Origin of the sequence: Streptomyces sp. NPDC047886 (assembly GCF_043204435.1) — a bacterium.
Taxonomy (GTDB): Bacteria; Actinomycetota; Actinomycetes; order Streptomycetales; family Streptomycetaceae; genus Streptomyces.
In genome coordinates this window covers 881,388-897,679 of the sequence record NZ_JBIDCF010000001.1, presented here as the reverse complement: position 1 = coordinate 897,679, position 16,292 = coordinate 881,388, and the positions used below count along the sequence as shown (strand labels likewise).

Here is a 16,292-nt window from a genome sequence, read left to right as displayed (position 1 = left end):
CGGGGCGGTTTGGTGGGACTCCACAGTCTCCCCGGCGGGCGGCTGTTGACGCAAAACGGACCGTTCGTACGGTCTCCCTAGTGACAAGCGTCACGCCTCCGGGAGGGATGGGGGCGCCGTTTGTGCGAACTCCACCACGGCGTGGACATGTGCTTTGTCGTCGGCTGACGGTGATCGCTCGTTCACTCCTGGGCTACGGTCGGCGTGCTTCCCCCTGTCGTCACCCGCGGAGAATCCGGAGAACCGATGAGCACTGCCGCCGCCGCCCCCGCCCGAACCGGAGCGGTCCTCGCCGACCTGCTCCCCTCCACCCGTGTCCGCGACATCGCGCTCGTGGCCGGCGGCGCCGTGCTCACCGGCGTCGCCGCCCAGATCGCCGTACCGGTCCCGGGCTCCCCGGTCCCCGTCTCCGGCCAGACCTTCGCCGCCCTGCTCGTCGGCACCGCGCTCGGCGCCCGCCGCGGCTTCCTCGCGCTCGCGCTGTACGCGGTGGCGGGCATGGCCGGAACGCCGTGGTTCGCGCAGGGCACGTCCGGGTACGGGATGCCGTCGTTCGGCTACATCCTCGGCATGGTGCTCGCCGCGGCGGTCGTCGGCGCGCTGGCGCGGCGCGGCGCCGACCGCTCGGTCGCCCGCATGGCCGGCACGATGGCGGTCGGCTCCCTGATCATCTACGCGGTCGGCGTGCCGTACCTGGCGTTCGCCACCGGCATGTCGCTGGCCCAGGCGGTCACCGTCGGCCTGCTGCCGTTCCTGATCGGCGACGCGCTGAAGGCGGCGCTCGCGATGGGCGCGGTGCCCACCGCGTGGAAGCTCGTCGGCCGTCGCGGCTGACACCGCCGTACGGGCCGGACGAGGCCCTGCCCGGGGCCACAGGTCCCGGGCAGGGCCTCTTCACGTGTCCCGCCCACCCCCGCTGACCACCTCGCGGCCCGGCCCGTGCCACACTCGGACGCATGCGCGTGTACCTCGGCTCGGACCATGCCGGCTACGAACTCAAGAACCACCTCGTCGAGTGGCTGAAGGCCCATGGCCATGAGCCCGTCGACTGCGGACCCCACATCTACGACGCCCAGGACGACTACCCGCCGTTCTGCCTCCGCGCCGCCGAGAAGACGGCCGCGGACCCGGAGGCCCTCGGCATCGTCATCGGCGGCTCCGGCAACGGCGAGCAGATCGCCGCGAACAAGGTGAAGGGCGTCCGTGCGGCGCTGGCCTGGAGCGAGCAGACCGCCGCACTCGGCCGCGAGCACAACAACGCCAACGTCGTCGCGATCGGCGGCCGGATGCACTCGCTGGAGGAGTCCACGAAGTTCGTGGAGATCTTCCTCGCGACCCCCTACTCGGGCGACGAGCGCCACACGCGCCGCATCGACATGCTGTCGGCGTACGAGACGACCGGCGAGCTCCCCCCGATCCCGGCCCACCACCCGCAGCAGGACTGAGCCCGTCCCACCCCGTGCCGCCGGATCCGTCCGGCGGCACGGCCGTGCCGCTGCCCACCAGCCGTCAGCAGCGGGTCGCCGGCAGCCAGCCGCCGGTCCTCAGCAGCCAACCGGTCCCCAGCAGCCAAGTCGTCAGCAGTCGGCCGCTCAGCCGCCAGTCGTCACGCCAGGAGAGCCACCCGCCATGCCCGAAGGGCATACGATCCACCGCCTCGCCGAGGACCACCTCGCGCGGTTCGCCGGCGGAGACGTCCGCGTCACCAGCCCGCAGGGCAAGTTCTCCGACAGCGCCGCCCTCCTCGACGGCCGCGTCCTCGACGGCGCCGAAGCGCACGGCAAGCACCTCTTCCTCGGTTTCCGGGACACCGGCTGGGTCCACATCCACCTCGGTCTCTTCGGCAAGCTCGGCTTCGGTACGGCACCGGCCCCGCCGCCCACCGAGACCGTACGGCTCCGCCTGCTCAACACCGGCCACTACGCCGACCTGCGCGGCCCCACCACCTGCGCCCTGATCACCGAGCCCGAGAAGCGGGCGATACACGACCGCCTGGGCCCCGACCCGCTCCGCGACGGGGACGACCCGGCCAAGGCGTGGCGCAGGATCTCGAAGAGCCGTACCACCATCGCCGCCCTGCTCATGGACCAGAAGGTCATCGCGGGGGTCGGCAACGTCTACCGCGCCGAGGTCCTCTTCCGGCACGGCATCGACCCGTACCGCCCCGGCAGGGACCTCACCGAGCGCGAGTGGACGGCGATCTGGGACGACCTCGTCGCCCTCATGCGCGAAGGCGTACGGCACAACCGCATCGACACCGTCCGCCCCGAGCACACCCCGGAGGCGATGGGCCGCCCGCCGCGTGTCGACGACCACGGCGGCGAGGTCTACGTGTATCGCAGGGCCCGTATGCCCTGCCACATCTGTGGCGGCGAGATCCGCACCGCCGATCTCGCCGCCCGCAACCTCTTCTGGTGCCCGGCCTGCCAGCCGGCCTAGCCCGCGCGGCATGCCCGGCGGGGCCCGCGGGCCCTCCGCACGGTCAGAACCCGTGCGGCAGCCACGGCTCGACCGGCGACCCGAACGCCACCGACGCCTCCGTCAGCGCCCCTTCGCGCAGCTCCCTCACGCGCCCGGCGGCGGCCATCGACGTCAGCGAGAAACCACCCAGGTACGCCGCGCCCAACTCCCTTACCGAAAGCGCCAGATCGGGCGCGTCGTCCGTACGGACGCAGGTAGCCCCCTTCGTGTCGCCGATCAGCCGCCAGCGGCCCGCGTTCCAGGGGCAGAAGGCGTCGTCGACGTCCAGGACCACGTCCACCGGCGTCTGGTACGTCCGGGCCTCCAGCGCCGCGCCCACCTCCACCAGCCGGACGTACATCCCGTCCTTCGGGCTGAGCCGGCAGCGGCGGACGTCGGAGACCAGGTGCTGCAGGGCGTCGTCCGCCGGGCGGTTCAGCGTCTTCAGCGTCGACGTCAGATCGATGCCGAACAGATAGCGCCACAGCGCGGCGTTCGACAGCGGGTCCACGGCACCCAGGTACTCCAGCCACACCGTGCCCCGGGGACCCGCCGCGTCCCAGTCCGGCTTGACGCGGTACAGCGCGTACCCCGTGACCTCGCCGTCCAGCTCCGCCAGCACGCACCGCAGCGGCGAACCGCCGTCCCGCTCCGACGGCGGGTCGAGCAGCGGAAGCCGCTCCCAGCCGGGCTGCCGGGCCGGCATGCCCGGCCGCTCCGGCACCATCCGCGCGTACACGGCCTCGCACGCCCCGGACGCGTCGGCGGGCGCGGCGAGCCGCAGCCGTACGCGATCCGTCCCCTCCGGGACGGACAGGGCGACCCGGGCCGTGTCGATCTCCGCCCGCAACTGCCGCGTCGCGGCGCCGTATCCGAACCGGCCGTAGATGTCCGGTTCGGACGCCGTCAGTACGGCGACCGGTTCTCCCCACGCGCGTACGTCGTCCAGTTGCCGTCGCATCATCGAGGTGAGGACCCCGCGCCTGCGGTGCGTGGGCGCCACCGTGACCATCGTCACGCCCGCCGCGGGCACCAGTGCGCCTCCCGGGACCGACAGCCGGAACGTGAAGGCTCCCGCCGTGCCCACACAGGTCTCACCGTCCCAGGCTCCGAGCGAACGGTCGCACTCGGTGAGCGCCTCCCAGAGCGCCCGCGCCTCCGGACTCTCGGGGACACCACCGAACCCGAGCTCCAACTGCCCGTACCACGGCTCCCATTCGGCCGGGTCGAGGACCCGCAACTCCGTCGTCATATGCCATGGGTACCAGGCCCCCGAACGCCGGGGCGACCCGATTTCGAACGCAATGTCACAGGGGTCCCCCTGCACGGGACCCGTCCGGGTGGATAGGGTCCAGGCCAATGGCCCACGGCGCACGAGTCCACGCGTTCACGGCCCGGTACCGGAAGTCGGTGCACCGGGCCCGCATCGCCCTGCGCAAATCAGCCGTCGACTACTTCCGCGGCGACGGCTCCGACTGGATCGCCATGGCAGGTCTCCTGCTGACCATCCCGGCGATCACCCTCGCCACGCTCGCCACCCCGGTGTGGTGCGCGCCCGAGGCGCTCGTCCTGCCGATCGTGGCGGGCGGACTGCTGCTGCGGCCCGCGAGCCTCCTCGGCCTGTACGCGGCGGCAGCCGCCGCGCTCATCGTCGAGTCGGTCATCCTCGGGCCGTACACCGAGGGCGCCGCGCGCGTCACTCCCGGCACCGTCCTGGTCGTGGCCGCGTGCGGGCTGTTCGGGCTGCTGATCGCCCAGTTCAGGGCGCGCGTCGGCGTGCCCTGGCGGCGCGGCGGCACGATGCTGTTCGACCTGCGCGAGCGCATCCGCGTACAGAGCGCGCTGCCGTCCCTGCCCAAGGGCTGGCACCGGGAGATGGCGCTGCGACCGGCCGGCGGCCAGTCCTTCTCCGGCGACTTCGTCGTCGCGGCCCGCACCCACGGCGGGCGCACCCTGGAGGTCGTGCTCACCGACGTGTCCGGCAAGGGCATGGACGCCGGCTCCCGGGCGCTGCTGCTGTCCGGCGCCTTCGGCGGCCTGCTCGGCTCCCTCCCGCCGCACGGCTTCCTCCCGGCGGCCAACGGCTATCTGCTCCGGCAGGACTGGGACGAGGGGTTCGCGACCTCCATCCACCTGGTCCTCGACCTGGAGTCCGGCGACTACGAACTGCTGTCGGCCGGCCATCTGCCCGCGCTCCAACTCCACGCGGGCAGCGGCCGCTGGGAGGAGAAGGCCGCGGACGGGCCGCTGCTCGGTGTGTACGACGGGGCCGAGTTCCACCCGGTCAAGGGCTCCCTACGGGCCGGTGACGTCCTCATGCTGTTCACGGACGGCCTCGTGGAAGCCGCCGACCGGGACATCGCCGAGGGCATCGACCGGCTCACCGGCGAGGCCGACCGCTATGTCTCCTCCACTTTCGAGGGCGCCGCCTGGCACCTCATCGAGGCATGCGCCCGCGACGTCAACGACGACCGCGCGCTGCTGCTGATCACCCGCGACTCCTGAGGCGCCCCGGCGCGGCGCGGGCGTACCCTCGCCCCATGCCGAACCTCACCCTCGCCCAGGTCGAAGCCCTCGCCCGGCACGCCCACGCGGGCCAGACCGACAAGGCGGGCCGGCCCTACGCCGAGCACCTCCGCGCCGTGGCCGAAGGGGTGAGGGCGCGGGGCGGCGACGACGAGCAGATCGCCGCGGCGTGGCTGCACGACGCGGTCGAGGACGACGCGCTGTCCGACGAGTGGCTCGCGGGCGCCGCGCTGCCCCAGCGGGTCAAGGACATCGTCCTCGCGCTCACCAAGCGGCCGGGCGAGGACCTCGCCGCGTACACGGGCCGCATCCTCGCCCAGCCGGGCGCCCGCCTCGTCAAGGAGGCGGACCTCGCGCACAACGCCGACCCGGACCGCCTCGCCGTCCTGGACGAGGCGACCCGGGCGCGGCTGACCGCGAAGTACGCGACGGTACGGCGGCTCCTCGGCCTCACGGACGGCGGGGGACCGCCTCAGGGCGGAACGCCCACGTCATCCGGGGCTCGGTGACGCAGCGCAGCGCCCGCCGCACCGGCGGCGTGCACAGGAGCGTCACGCCCACGGCCGCCGCCACCGTCACGGCGACCCGCCCGGCCGGCGCGGCCAGCCAGGGGTGGGCGTCCACGAGGCCCCAGTAGTCGACCGTCTTCACGGCGAAGCCGTGCAGCAGGTAGCCGCAGATCGACCCCGCCCCGAGGGCCGTGAACCAGGTCGCGCGGCCGGGCACCCAGGCGAGGAACGCCGCCGTCAGCACCAGCGCGCAGCCGCCGACGACCAGGGTCATCAGGGGCCCCGTCCACCAGGGCGCCCCGAGCTCCTCGGCGCTGGTGCTGCGGTAGAACCAGCCCATCCGGACGGTCGGCGCCACCTGGTAGGCGAGCGCGAGGGCGCCCAGCGCCACCGGCACCGCCGCCAGCCGCACCGCCCGCAGCCGCACCAGCCGGAAGTGCTCGGGCCGCAGCGAGAGACCCAGCACGAAGAACGGCAGGAACTGCAGCACCCGCTGAAGATCCAGGTCGGAGCCGATGCCGGGGGTGAGCGAGGCGAGCGCCGCGATCACCAGGGCCACCGGCAGCGGATGGCGCAGGGTGCGCCACAGGGGAGTGGAGAGCCGCCAGACGAACAGGGCCGCCAGGAACCAGGTCAGATAGAACGGGTCGGTCAGCGAGAACGGGTGCGCCGGGTCGTCGGCGGCCCAGCGCCTGAACAGCGAGTACGCCGTCTCGAACACCAGGTACGGCACGACGACCCCGGTGACCAGCCGCTTCACCTGGTCGGGGCGCCCGGTGAAACTCCGCGAGAAGTAGCCGGAGATCACGATGAACGCGGGCATGTGGAAGGTGTAGACGAGCAGGTAGAGGGCGCGGGTGGCCCGGCTGCCCTCCATGACCGGCTCCCAGGCGTGGGCCACGGCGACGAGCACGATCGCGAGGTACTTGGCGTTGTCGAACCAGGGGTCCCGCCGCGCCGCCGACGCAGGGGCCCTTTCCACGGCGGGTGCGGGTGCGGGTGCGGGCGCGGGTGCGGCGGGGGACGGTCCGGTCGGATCTGCGAAGGGTCCCGGTTCCTTGGCCGGGGGCGGTGGAGACGTGCGGTTTCCAGGCGGAGCGTGGAACATTCCCGGCACGCTAGTGGCGCCCGCCGGATGACGGGAAACGCGTCGTGAATCGCCTTCACAGGAATCCGGCACCACCGTTGCATTGCCGTAATGCCCGGATTAATCCGTACCGAACGGGACATTTCTCTGTCCTTCAGGTGAGGATTGCGTGACGGTGAATCGCCCCGCCCGGCCGCCTGGGAACGTCCTGTGCCCGACATGTGAGCGCCCGGAAACGATCGCGTCGCATTCCCGGCGGAAATTTCCCCCGGTCGTGCCTCATGCGTCCGGCAGTGCAGCCGCCGGCCCCCTGTGACGTGTCTCGCGATCCGTCACGGGGCAGAACCGGAGGGGCTGTTGATGGCACGATGGCCCGAGCGGGGGCGCGCTGGGCCGTGTGAGCCCCCGGGCGGCAAGGCGGACCGACCGAGGGTGGGATCAGTTGTGGCCATTTCACTGTCCGTGGTGCTGCTGTTGGCGATCGTCCTCGTGGTGATGATCCGCGGCGGCGCACTCAAAGCGGGTCCGGCGGTCGTCGCCGCCCTGTTCGGTTTCTTCCTGGCGTCCTCGGGCATGGCGCCGTCGATCAATCGTTTCCTCAACTCGATAGCGGAAACGATCAGCCGCATCACCTTCTAGCGCCCGCGCACCTTCTAGCGCCTGCTCACCTTCCGGCGCCGCGCACCCGCCGGAGCCGGTCGCCTTCCAGCCCCCGCGCACCCGCCGGAGCCGGTCGCCTTCCGACCTCCGGCCTCCGGCCCCTCGGCACGGAACTCCCCGGTCCGGGAAACACCTCGGGCCCTGTCCGGTGACGAGGTCACAGGACAGGGCCCGAGGCGATGGAGCGGGCGACGGGAATCGAACCCGCGTAGCTAGTTTGGAAGACTAGGGCTCTACCATTGAGCTACGCCCGCAAGCAGTGCACCGCAGGTCACGAGGGGCCGCGGCACGAAGAGCATCGTAGCGGGTCGGGGGCGCCCGACGCACACCCTTTCCGCCGCTCGCTCCGCCGCCTCCCGGCGGCCGCCGACCGCATGCCGACAACGTGCCGACGCAGTGCCCGCGGCCATGTACCCTACGTGTCGCACCGACGGGGTGTGGCGCAGCTTGGTAGCGCGTCCGCTTTGGGAGCGGAAGGCCGTGGGTTCAAATCCCGCCACCCCGACCACGCCATCCGCGCCGGAATCCGCGCGAATGCCAAGATCACATTGGGGCCCGATCCCGCTTGCGGTTACTATGCAAGCTGCGTGCCCGTGTGTCTCTCTGACCGGGCCGATCGGCTGGGCGACCGACTGACGGGGCCCGGCAGAAACCAAGAATCAGCCACCAAGGAGACCGAACCGTGAAGAGCGCCGTGGAGACCCTGAACCCGACTCGGGTTCGGCTCACTGTCGAGGTGCCCTTCGAGGAGCTCAAGGCCAGCCTCGACGCGGCGTACAAGAAGATCAACCAGCAGGTCACGGTCAAGGGCTTCCGCAAGGGCAAGATCCCGGCCCGCGTCATCGACCAGCGGTTCGGCCGTGGTGCGGTGCTGGAGGAGGCCGTCAACGACGCCCTCCCGAAGCTGTACACCGAGGCGCTCAACGAGGCGGACGTCAACCCGCTGGGCCAGCCGGAGGTCGACATCACGGAGCTGAAGGACGGCGAGCTGCTGGCCTTCACCGCCGAGGTCGACATCCGCCCGGCGATCGAGATCCCGGACTACTCCGGCATCGAGGTCACCGTCGACGCGGTCGAGGTCACCGACGAGGACGTCGAGAAGTCCGTGGAGCAGCTGCGTGAGCGCTTCGCCTCCACCAACCCGGTCGAGCGCGCCGCCGCCGAGGGCGACGTCGTGACGATCGACCTGGAGGCCAAGGTCGACGGCGAGGTCCTCGCGGACGGCGTCGCCGAGGGCGTGCAGTACACGATCGGCTCCGGCGAGCTCCTCGACGGCATCGACGAGGCCGTCACCGGCCTGGAGGCCGGCGGCGACGCCACCTTCACCTCCACGCTGAAGGGCGGCTCCGCCGAGGGCAAGGAGGCCGAGGTCACCGTCAAGGTCACCGCCGTCGCCGCCCGTGAGCTCCCCGAGCTGGACGACGAGTTCGCCCAGATGGCGAGCGAGTTCGACACGCTGGAGGAGCTGAAGGCCGACAGCCGCAAGCGCCTCGAGAACATGAAGCAGTACGACCAGGCCACGCAGGCCCAGGAGCGCGTCCTGGACGAGCTGCTGAAGCTGGTCGAGGTCCCGATCCCCGAGAAGCTCCTCGAGGACGAGGTCAACACCCGCAAGCACAACCTGGAGCACCACCAGCTCGGCCAGATGGGCCTGACCCTCGACAAGTACCTGGAGATCCAGGGCAAGACCGCCGAGGAGTTCGACGCGGAGACGCGCGAGCAGGCCGTCAAGGGCATCAAGACCCAGTTCATCCTGGACGAGCTCGTCTCCACGGAGAAGCTCAACGTCAACCAGGAGGAGCTCACCGAGCACCTCATGCGCCGTGCCGCCTCCTCCGGCATGAGCCCCGACCAGTTCGCCCAGGCCGTTGTCGAGGGCAATCAGGTGCCGATGCTGGTCGGCGAGGTCGCCCGCGGCAAGGCGCTCGCGGTCGTGGTCGAGGCCGCCAAGGTCCTCGACACCAACGGCGAGCCGGTCGACCTCGGCGACGACGAGGACGAGACCGAGGCCGGCGAGACGGCCGAGGCCGCTGCCGAGGCCGCCGCCGAGGACAAGCCCGAGGCCTGAGCCCGGGGAAAGTCCGAGGCCCGCGCCTCGCGCCGGGCCTCCGCTGACCTTCACGGCGGGCTCCGTACGCACCACGCGTCCGGGGCCCGCCGTCGTACTCGGGGACCTCGGGAACGCCGTGCGGCGACCCAACTACCTTGCGCTCCCAGCGAACAGTTCGGGAACCGGGATGGCGCCCGCCCACCTGCGCGTTAGGGTCCATGAATACGAGGGCAGGGGAGTACCCGCCCCCAGTACGCAAGACGCTGAGACGGCCGCAGCCGTCAGAGACGAGCAGGTGGATACGTGACGAATCTGATGCCTTACGTCGCCGGTGAGCCGTCCATCGGTGGTGGCCTCGGCGACCATGTCTACAACCGGCTGCTCGGCGAGCGCATCATCTTCCTCGGCCAGCAGGTGGACGATGAGATCGCGAACAAGATCACCGCGCAGATGCTGCTCCTCGCCGCCGACCCGGACAAGGACATCTATCTGTACATCAACAGCCCCGGCGGCTCCGTGACGGCCGGCATGGCCATCTACGACACCATGCAGTACATCCCGAACGACGTCGTCACGATCGGTATGGGCATGGCGGCCTCCATGGGCCAGTTCCTGCTGACCGGCGGCTCCACCGGCAAGCGCTTCGCGCTGCCGAACACCGACATCCTGATGCACCAGGGCTCCGCCGGCATCGGCGGCACCGCATCGGACATCAAGATCCAGGCCGAGTACCTTCTCCGTACGAAGAAGCGCATGGCCGAGATCACCGCGCGCCACTCCGGTCAGACCGTGGAGACGATCATCCGCGACGGCGACCGCGACCGCTGGTTCACCGCGGAAGAGGCCAAGGACTACGGCCTCATCGACGAGATCATCTCCGCCGCTTCGGGCGTTCCGGGCGGTGGCGGCACCGGCGCCTGAGCCGGCCCGCCTCCCCGACCCCGGCCCCCAGCCCGCTGAACGCCACCAGGATGGTGAACACCCACATGAGCAACTTCTCCGCGAGCGGCCTCTACACGGGCCCGCAGGTGGACAACCGGTACGTCGTCCCGCGCTTCGTCGAGCGCACCTCGCAGGGCGTGCGCGAGTACGACCCGTACGCCAAGCTCTTCGAGGAGCGCGTGATCTTCCTCGGCGTGCAGATCGACGACGCCTCCGCCAACGACGTCATGGCGCAGCTGCTGTGCCTGGAGTCGATGGACCCGGACCGTGACATCTCCATCTACATCAACAGCCCCGGTGGCTCCTTCACCGCGCTGACGGCCATCTACGACACGATGCAGTTCGTGAAGCCGGACATCCAGACGGTGTGCATGGGCCAGGCCGCCTCCGCCGCCGCCGTGCTCCTCGCCGCCGGCACCCCCGGCAAGCGGATGGCGCTGCCCAACGCCCGCGTGCTGATCCACCAGCCGTCCGGCGGCACCGGCCGTGAGCAGCTCTCCGACCTGGAGATCGCGGCCAACGAGATCCTGCGCATGCGGACGCAGCTGGAGGAGATGCTCGCCAAGCACTCCAGCACCCCGATCGAGAAGATCCGCGACGACATCGAGCGCGACAAGATCCTCACGGCCGAGGACGCCCTGGCGTACGGCCTCGTGGACCAGATCGTCTCGACCCGCAAGAGCACGGCGGCCGCGGCGGCCTGACGCTCGACCTTCCCTTGGCACGGACACGTCGACGGGCTGTTCACGCACCCGGTCCTTGTGAACCGTGCCAAGGGGGGCCCGAACGGGGGGCCCGGCAAGGTACCGTCGGATATGAGGCACCAGGAGTCGGCTGAACCAAGCCGCTCCCAGGCGAAGGGGAAGCACCTCGTGGCACGCATCGGTGATGGCGGCGACCTGCTCAAGTGCTCGTTCTGCGGAAAGAGCCAGAAGCAGGTGAAGAAGCTCATCGCAGGCCCCGGTGTGTACATCTGCGACGAGTGCATCGACCTCTGCAACGAGATCATCGAGGAGGAGCTCGCCGAGACCTCCGAGGTGCGGTGGGAGGAACTCCCCAAGCCGCGCGAGATCTACGAGTTCCTGGAGGGGTACGTCGTCGGGCAGGAGCCCGCGAAGAAGGCCCTCTCCGTCGCGGTGTACAACCACTACAAGCGCGTACAGGCCGGGGAGAACGGCGGCGCGCAGGGCCGGGACGACGCGATCGAACTCGCCAAGTCCAACATCCTCCTGCTGGGCCCCACGGGCTCGGGCAAGACGCTGCTGGCCCAGACGCTGGCACGGATGCTCAACGTCCCCTTCGCCATCGCCGACGCGACGGCGCTGACGGAGGCCGGCTATGTCGGCGAGGACGTCGAGAACATCCTGCTCAAGCTCATCCAGGCCGCCGACTACGACGTCAAGAAGGCCGAGACGGGCATCATCTACATCGATGAGATCGACAAGGTCGCCCGTAAGAGCGAGAACCCGTCGATCACCCGGGACGTCTCCGGCGAAGGCGTCCAGCAGGCCCTGTTGAAGATCCTGGAGGGCACCACCGCCTCCGTACCGCCGCAGGGCGGCCGGAAGCACCCGCACCAGGAGTTCATCCAGATCGACACCACGAACGTGCTGTTCATCGTGGGCGGCGCCTTCGCGGGCCTGGAGAAGATCATCGAGTCGCGGGCCGGCGCCAAGGGCATCGGCTTCGGCGCGACGATCCGCTCGAAGCGCGAGATCGAGGCCAGCGACCAGTTCCAGGAGGTCATGCCGGAGGACCTGGTGAAGTTCGGGATGATCCCCGAGTTCATCGGCCGCCTCCCGGTCATCACCTCCGTGCACAACCTGGACCGCGAAGCGCTCCTGAAGATCCTGGTCGAGCCGCGCAACGCGCTGGTGAAGCAGTACCAGCGCCTCTTCGAACTCGACGGCGTGGAGCTGGACTTCGACAGGCCCGCCCTGGAGGCCATCGCCGACCAGGCGATCCTGCGCGGCACCGGCGCGCGCGGGCTGCGGGCCATCATGGAAGAGGTCCTGATGTCGGTGATGTACGAGGTCCCGTCCCGCAAGGACGTCGCCCGCGTCGTCATCACCGAGGACGTCGTCCACAACAACGTGAACCCGACGCTCGTTCCGAGGGTCGTCAAGGACCAGGGCCGGCACGAGAAGTCGGCCTGACCGCACGCGGTACGGACAAGGGGCGCCCGGCCGGTTCACGAACCTGCCGGGCGCCCCTGTGTCGTCGTCAGACCCGTGCCGCCGCCCGGCCCGTGCCGTCGCCGCGGGTCACGCCGTGACGCGGACGTCCCTGCGGAGGTCGGCGGCGACCTTCATGGCGGTGTCCTTGTCGACGCCGCGCGCCACCTCCCCGGGGAACACCCAGGTGAAGGTGGAGTAGTCCGCCCAGGCGCAGATCCAGTTGGTCTGCTGCTGCTTCGTGATGGCGTTCTTGCCCTCGACGGCCTGGCACTTCATCACGCCGTTGAAGTCGTCAGGGGACACCTCCTCGGGCGACCCGACCAGCGTGCCCTTGCTGTCGGACTGCTTCTCCTTCTTCGTCTCCTCGTCGAGCTGCGCGAAGAAGCCGTCCAGGGTCTTCTTCGGGTCCGCGATCGTCCCGTACACCCCGGTGAACGACACGCCCTTCGCGCTCATCAGCTCGGGGGACGCGGCCGGGTTCTGCGGGTCGACCTTCTTCTTCGGGTCGGCGGTGGTGTAGGTGCCGCTCACGGTCGTGCCGCCCTGCACGCCGTGCTTCTCCGCGTCCCGCTGCAAGGAGCTGTCGCTCTGGCCGTCCTTGGAGATGCGCTTGTACTCGCCCCCGAGCACGGTCTCCGGAGTCGCCAGCTTGTGCGGGCCGTCGTCCTCGAGCCCGCCGAAAAGACCCCCGCCGAACACGAAGTACGCGCCGACACCCAGCGCGGCCACCACCGCGACCGCGCCGATGACCAGACCCGCCCTGCCCTTCTTCGGGGCCTGCGGAGCGGGCGGCGGGTACGCTCCGGGACCGGCGCCGTACTGCGGCTGCTGCGGAGGCTGCCCGTACGGTCCCGGCTGCTGCTGCGGGTAGCCGTACCCCTGCGGCGGGACACCCTGCGGCGGCACGCCCTGCTGGGGGTAGCCGTAGCCGGGCTGGGGCGCCTGCGGCGGCTGGCCGTAGGGGCCCGGCTGACCGTAAGGGCCCGGCTGGCCGTACGGTCCGGGCTGCTGAGGCTGACCGCCGTACGGGCCCGGCTGGTTGTAGCTCATTAAGGGGTTCCCCTCCAGATGTTTATGTCGTGCACACATCCTGGCCGAAGGGACGTTCCGGCGGGGCGGCGGGGGTCACACCGTTACGGAACATTCCTGTTTCAGTACGGGCCTGTGACACCCCTAAACTGGCCCCGTGACCGAGAACACTCAGCAGCAGCCAGCATCCGTCCCCGAACTGCCGACCCAGTACGCGCCGGCCGAGGTAGAGGGGGCGCTGTACGAGCGCTGGGTAGAACGCGGTTACTTCACGGCCGACGCCAAGAGCGGCAAGCCGCCGTACACCATCGTCATCCCGCCGCCGAACGTCACCGGCAGCCTCCACCTGGGGCACGCCTTCCAGCACACGCTGATGGACGCCCTCACCCGCCGCAAGCGCATGCAGGGCTACGAGGCGCTGTGGCTGCCCGGCATGGACCACGCCGGCATCGCCACCCAGAACAAGGTCGAGCAGCAGCTCGCCGAGGAGGGCAAGTCCCGCCAGGACCTCGGCCGCGACGAGTTCGTCCAGCGCGTCTGGCAGTGGAAGGAGGAGTACGGCGGCAAGATCCTCGGCCAGATGCGCCGCCTCGGTGACGGCGTCGACTGGAGCCGTGAGCGCTTCACCATGGACGAGGGCCTCTCGCGGGCCGTCCAGACCATCTTCAAGCGGCTCTACGACGACGAGCTGATCTACCGCGCCGAGCGCATCATCAACTGGTGCCCGCGCTGCCTCACCGCCATCTCCGACATCGAGGTGGAGTACCAGGAGGACGACGGCGAGCTCGTCTCCATCCAGTACGGCGAGGGAGACGAGACGCTCGTCGTCGCGACGACCCGCGCCGAGACGATGCTCGGTGACACGGCCGTCGCCGTCCACCCCGACGACGAGCGGTACAGGCACCTGGTCGGCAAGCGCATCAAGCTGCCGCTGACGGACCGTACGATCCCGGTCGTCGCCGACACGCACGTCGACCCCGAGTTCGGCACCGGCGCCGTCAAGGTGACCCCCGCCCACGACCCCAACGACTTCGCCATCGGCCAGCGCCACGGCCTGGAGTCGCTGACGGTCATGGACGAGCGCGGTGTCATCACCGTCCACGGCCCCTTCCAGGGCCTGGACCGCTTCGAGGCGCGTTCCAGCATCGTCGGCGCGCTCCGCGAGCAGGGCCGGATCGTCGCCGAGAAGCGCCCGTACGTCCACTCCGTCGGCCACTGCTCCCGCTGCAAGACCACCATCGAGCCGCGCCTGTCGCTCCAGTGGTGGGTCAAGGTCGAGCCGCTCGCCAAGGCGGCCGGTGACGCCGTCCGCGACGGCCGCGTCGCGATCCACCCCGAGGACATGTCGAAGCGCTACTTCGACTGGGTCGACAACATGCACGACTGGTGCATCTCGCGCCAGCTGTGGTGGGGCCACCGGATCCCCGTCTGGTACGGCCCGAACGGCGAGATCGTCTGCGTCGGACCGGACGAGCAGCCGCCCGTCGGCGAGGGCTGGACCCAGGAGACCGACGTCCTCGACACCTGGTTCTCCTCCGGCCTGTGGCCGTTCTCCACCCTCGGCTGGCCCGAGCGGACCCCGGACCTGGAGAAGTTCTATTCCACGGACGTCCTCCTCACCGGCCACGACATCATCTTCTTCTGGGTCGCCCGGATGATGATGTTCGGCCTGTACGCGATGGACGGCGAGGTCCCGTTCAAGACGATCGCGCTGACCGGTCTCGTCCGGGACGAGCGCGGCAAGAAGATGTCCAAGTCCTTCGGCAACGTCGTCGACCCGCTCGACTGGATGGACGCCTACGGCTCCGACGCCGTCCGCTTCACCCTGGCCAAGGGCGCCAACCCCGGTACGGACGTGCCGATCGGCGAGGACTGGGTCCAGGCCTCCCGCAACTTCGCCAACAAGATCTGGAACGCCACCCGGTTCGCCCTGATGAACGGCGCCACCGTGGAGGGCCCGCTGCCGGACGCGTCGCGGATGTCGGCGGCCGACCGGTGGATCCTGTCCCGCCTCGACAAGACGGTCGCCGAAGTCGACGCGTACTACGACGACTTCCAGTTCGCCAAGCTCAGCGAGGCGCTCTACCACTTCGCGTGGGACGAGGTCTTCGACTGGTACGTCGAGCTGTCGAAGACGACGTTCTTCGCCGGCGGCGAGCAGGCCGAGGTGTCCGGCCGGGTCCTCGGCGAGGTCCTGGACGTGATGCTGCGGCTGCTGCACCCGATCGTCCCGTTCGTCACCGACACCCTGTGGACCACCCTGACCGGCGGTGAGTCGCTGGTCGTCGCCGACTGGCCCGAGGCCGTGCTCGTTCCCGGCACCGACGCCCCGGGCGGCTTCCGCGACGAGGCCGCCGAGCGGGAGATCGAGCTCGTCCAGCGGGTCGTCACCGAGGTCCGCCGCTTCCGCTCCGACCAGGGCCTCCAGCCCGGCCAGAAGGTTCCGGCCCGACTGGACCTGGACGGCACGGCGCTGGCCCCGCACGAGCCGGCCATCCGCCAGCTGCTGCGCCTCCAGCCGGAGGGCGAGGGCTTCCACGCCACCGCGTCACTCCCGGTCGCGGGCGCCACGGTCGCGCTCGACCTGTCGGGCACGATCGACGTCGAGGCGGAGCGCAAGCGCCTGACGAAGGACCTGGGGGCGGCCGAGAAGGAGAAGGCCCAGGCCAACGCCAAGCTCGGCAACGAGGCGTTCCTCGCCAAGGCGCCGGACCAGGTGGTCGACAAGATCCGCACGCGGCTCGCCAAGGCGGACGAGGACATCGCCCGTATCCAGGCCCAGCTCGCGAACCTGCCGCAGGGCTGACCCCGCGGCACCGGCCCCCGGGCCGCACCCTCCTCCTGGACGGGGC

General features: G+C 70.6%; 15 protein-coding genes and 2 tRNA genes. 12 read left to right on the top strand and 5 right to left on the bottom strand.

What is annotated here, in order from left to right:
• Nucleotides 1-246: 246 nt before the first annotated feature.
• Nucleotides 247-834 carry a biotin transporter BioY gene (locus ACGF5U_RS03975; RefSeq protein ID WP_392712734.1) on the top strand — a complete coding sequence of 196 codons (588 nt, stop codon included), beginning with the start codon at nt 247-249 and terminating at the stop codon, nt 832-834.
• A 122-nt stretch (nt 835-956) separates the two neighbouring features.
• Complete coding sequence (locus tag ACGF5U_RS03970) at nt 957-1,445, top strand: ribose-5-phosphate isomerase (protein ID WP_392712732.1); 489 nt, start codon at nt 957-959, stop codon at nt 1,443-1,445.
• 64 nt (nt 1,446-1,509) lie between these two features.
• Here ACGF5U_RS03970 and ACGF5U_RS03965 read toward each other — a convergent pair whose 3' ends face one another.
• Nucleotides 1,510-1,644 (bottom strand): hypothetical protein, encoded by a 135-nt coding sequence (locus tag ACGF5U_RS03965; protein WP_392712731.1) that lies wholly within the window; start codon nt 1,642-1,644, stop codon nt 1,510-1,512.
• On the opposite strand from ACGF5U_RS03965, the gene ACGF5U_RS03960 reads away from it, so the two are divergent.
• Nucleotides 1,630-2,439: an Fpg/Nei family DNA glycosylase gene (locus ACGF5U_RS03960; RefSeq protein ID WP_392712730.1), complete on the top strand. Its 810-nt coding sequence runs from the start codon at nt 1,630-1,632 to the stop codon at nt 2,437-2,439. The genes ACGF5U_RS03965 and ACGF5U_RS03960 overlap by 15 nt on opposite strands.
• A gap of 43 nt (nt 2,440-2,482) precedes the next feature.
• On the opposite strand, the gene ACGF5U_RS03955 is transcribed toward ACGF5U_RS03960, so the two are convergent.
• Nucleotides 2,483-3,712, bottom strand: a complete 1,230-nt coding sequence (locus ACGF5U_RS03955; protein ID WP_392712728.1) for a GNAT family N-acetyltransferase — start codon at nt 3,710-3,712, stop codon at nt 2,483-2,485.
• A 107-nt stretch (nt 3,713-3,819) separates the two neighbouring features.
• On the opposite strand from ACGF5U_RS03955, the gene ACGF5U_RS03950 reads away from it, so the two are divergent.
• Complete coding sequence (locus tag ACGF5U_RS03950) at nt 3,820-4,965, top strand: PP2C family protein-serine/threonine phosphatase (protein WP_392712727.1); 1,146 nt, start codon at nt 3,820-3,822, stop codon at nt 4,963-4,965.
• 35 nt (nt 4,966-5,000) lie between these two features.
• Nucleotides 5,001-5,495, top strand: coding sequence for an HD domain-containing protein (locus ACGF5U_RS03945; protein WP_392712726.1), 495 nt, complete (start codon nt 5,001-5,003; stop codon nt 5,493-5,495).
• Here the strand turns inward: ACGF5U_RS03945 and ACGF5U_RS03940 are convergent.
• Nucleotides 5,437-6,603: an acyltransferase family protein gene (locus ACGF5U_RS03940; RefSeq protein ID WP_392712725.1), complete on the bottom strand. Its 1,167-nt coding sequence runs from the start codon at nt 6,601-6,603 to the stop codon at nt 5,437-5,439. The two genes, ACGF5U_RS03945 and ACGF5U_RS03940, sit on opposite strands and share 59 nt — an antisense overlap.
• 423 nt (nt 6,604-7,026) lie before the next feature.
• Here ACGF5U_RS03940 and ACGF5U_RS03935 point away from each other — a divergent pair, with 423 nt between their 5' ends.
• Nucleotides 7,027-7,221, top strand: a complete 195-nt coding sequence (locus ACGF5U_RS03935; protein WP_392712724.1) for a hypothetical protein — start codon at nt 7,027-7,029, stop codon at nt 7,219-7,221.
• Nucleotides 7,222-7,422: 201 nt separating this feature from the next.
• Here the strand turns inward: ACGF5U_RS03935 and ACGF5U_RS03930 are convergent.
• Nucleotides 7,423-7,496 (bottom strand) — tRNA-Gly (locus tag ACGF5U_RS03930).
• Nucleotides 7,497-7,673: 177 nt separating this feature from the next.
• Here ACGF5U_RS03930 and ACGF5U_RS03925 point away from each other — a divergent pair.
• From ACGF5U_RS03925 to clpX, 5 genes are all read left to right on the top strand, one after another.
• Nucleotides 7,674-7,750, top strand: a tRNA-Pro gene (locus ACGF5U_RS03925).
• Nucleotides 7,751-7,924: 174 nt separating this feature from the next.
• Nucleotides 7,925-9,310, top strand: a complete 1,386-nt coding sequence (gene tig / locus ACGF5U_RS03920) for a trigger factor (protein WP_392712722.1) — start codon at nt 7,925-7,927, stop codon at nt 9,308-9,310.
• A 297-nt stretch (nt 9,311-9,607) separates the two neighbouring features.
• Entirely contained in the window at nt 9,608-10,213 is a 606-nt protein-coding gene (locus ACGF5U_RS03915; RefSeq protein ID WP_392713195.1) for an ATP-dependent Clp protease proteolytic subunit, read from the top strand.
• A gap of 50 nt (nt 10,214-10,263) precedes the next feature.
• Complete coding sequence (locus ACGF5U_RS03910; protein ID WP_329872722.1) at nt 10,264-10,938, top strand: ATP-dependent Clp protease proteolytic subunit; 675 nt, start codon at nt 10,264-10,266, stop codon at nt 10,936-10,938.
• A gap of 168 nt (nt 10,939-11,106) precedes the next feature.
• Nucleotides 11,107-12,390, top strand: coding sequence for an ATP-dependent Clp protease ATP-binding subunit ClpX (gene clpX / locus ACGF5U_RS03905; protein ID WP_031129255.1), 1,284 nt, complete (start codon nt 11,107-11,109; stop codon nt 12,388-12,390).
• Nucleotides 12,391-12,498: 108 nt separating this feature from the next.
• Here the strand turns inward: clpX and ACGF5U_RS03900 are convergent, their stop codons facing one another.
• Complete coding sequence (locus ACGF5U_RS03900; protein WP_392712720.1) at nt 12,499-13,461, bottom strand: hypothetical protein; 963 nt, start codon at nt 13,459-13,461, stop codon at nt 12,499-12,501.
• Between the two features lie 136 nt (nt 13,462-13,597).
• On the opposite strand from ACGF5U_RS03900, the gene ACGF5U_RS03895 reads away from it, so the two are divergent.
• Nucleotides 13,598-16,246 (top strand): valine--tRNA ligase, encoded by a 2,649-nt coding sequence (locus ACGF5U_RS03895; RefSeq protein ID WP_392712718.1) that lies wholly within the window; start codon nt 13,598-13,600, stop codon nt 16,244-16,246.
• Nucleotides 16,247-16,292: the final 46 nt, after the last annotated feature.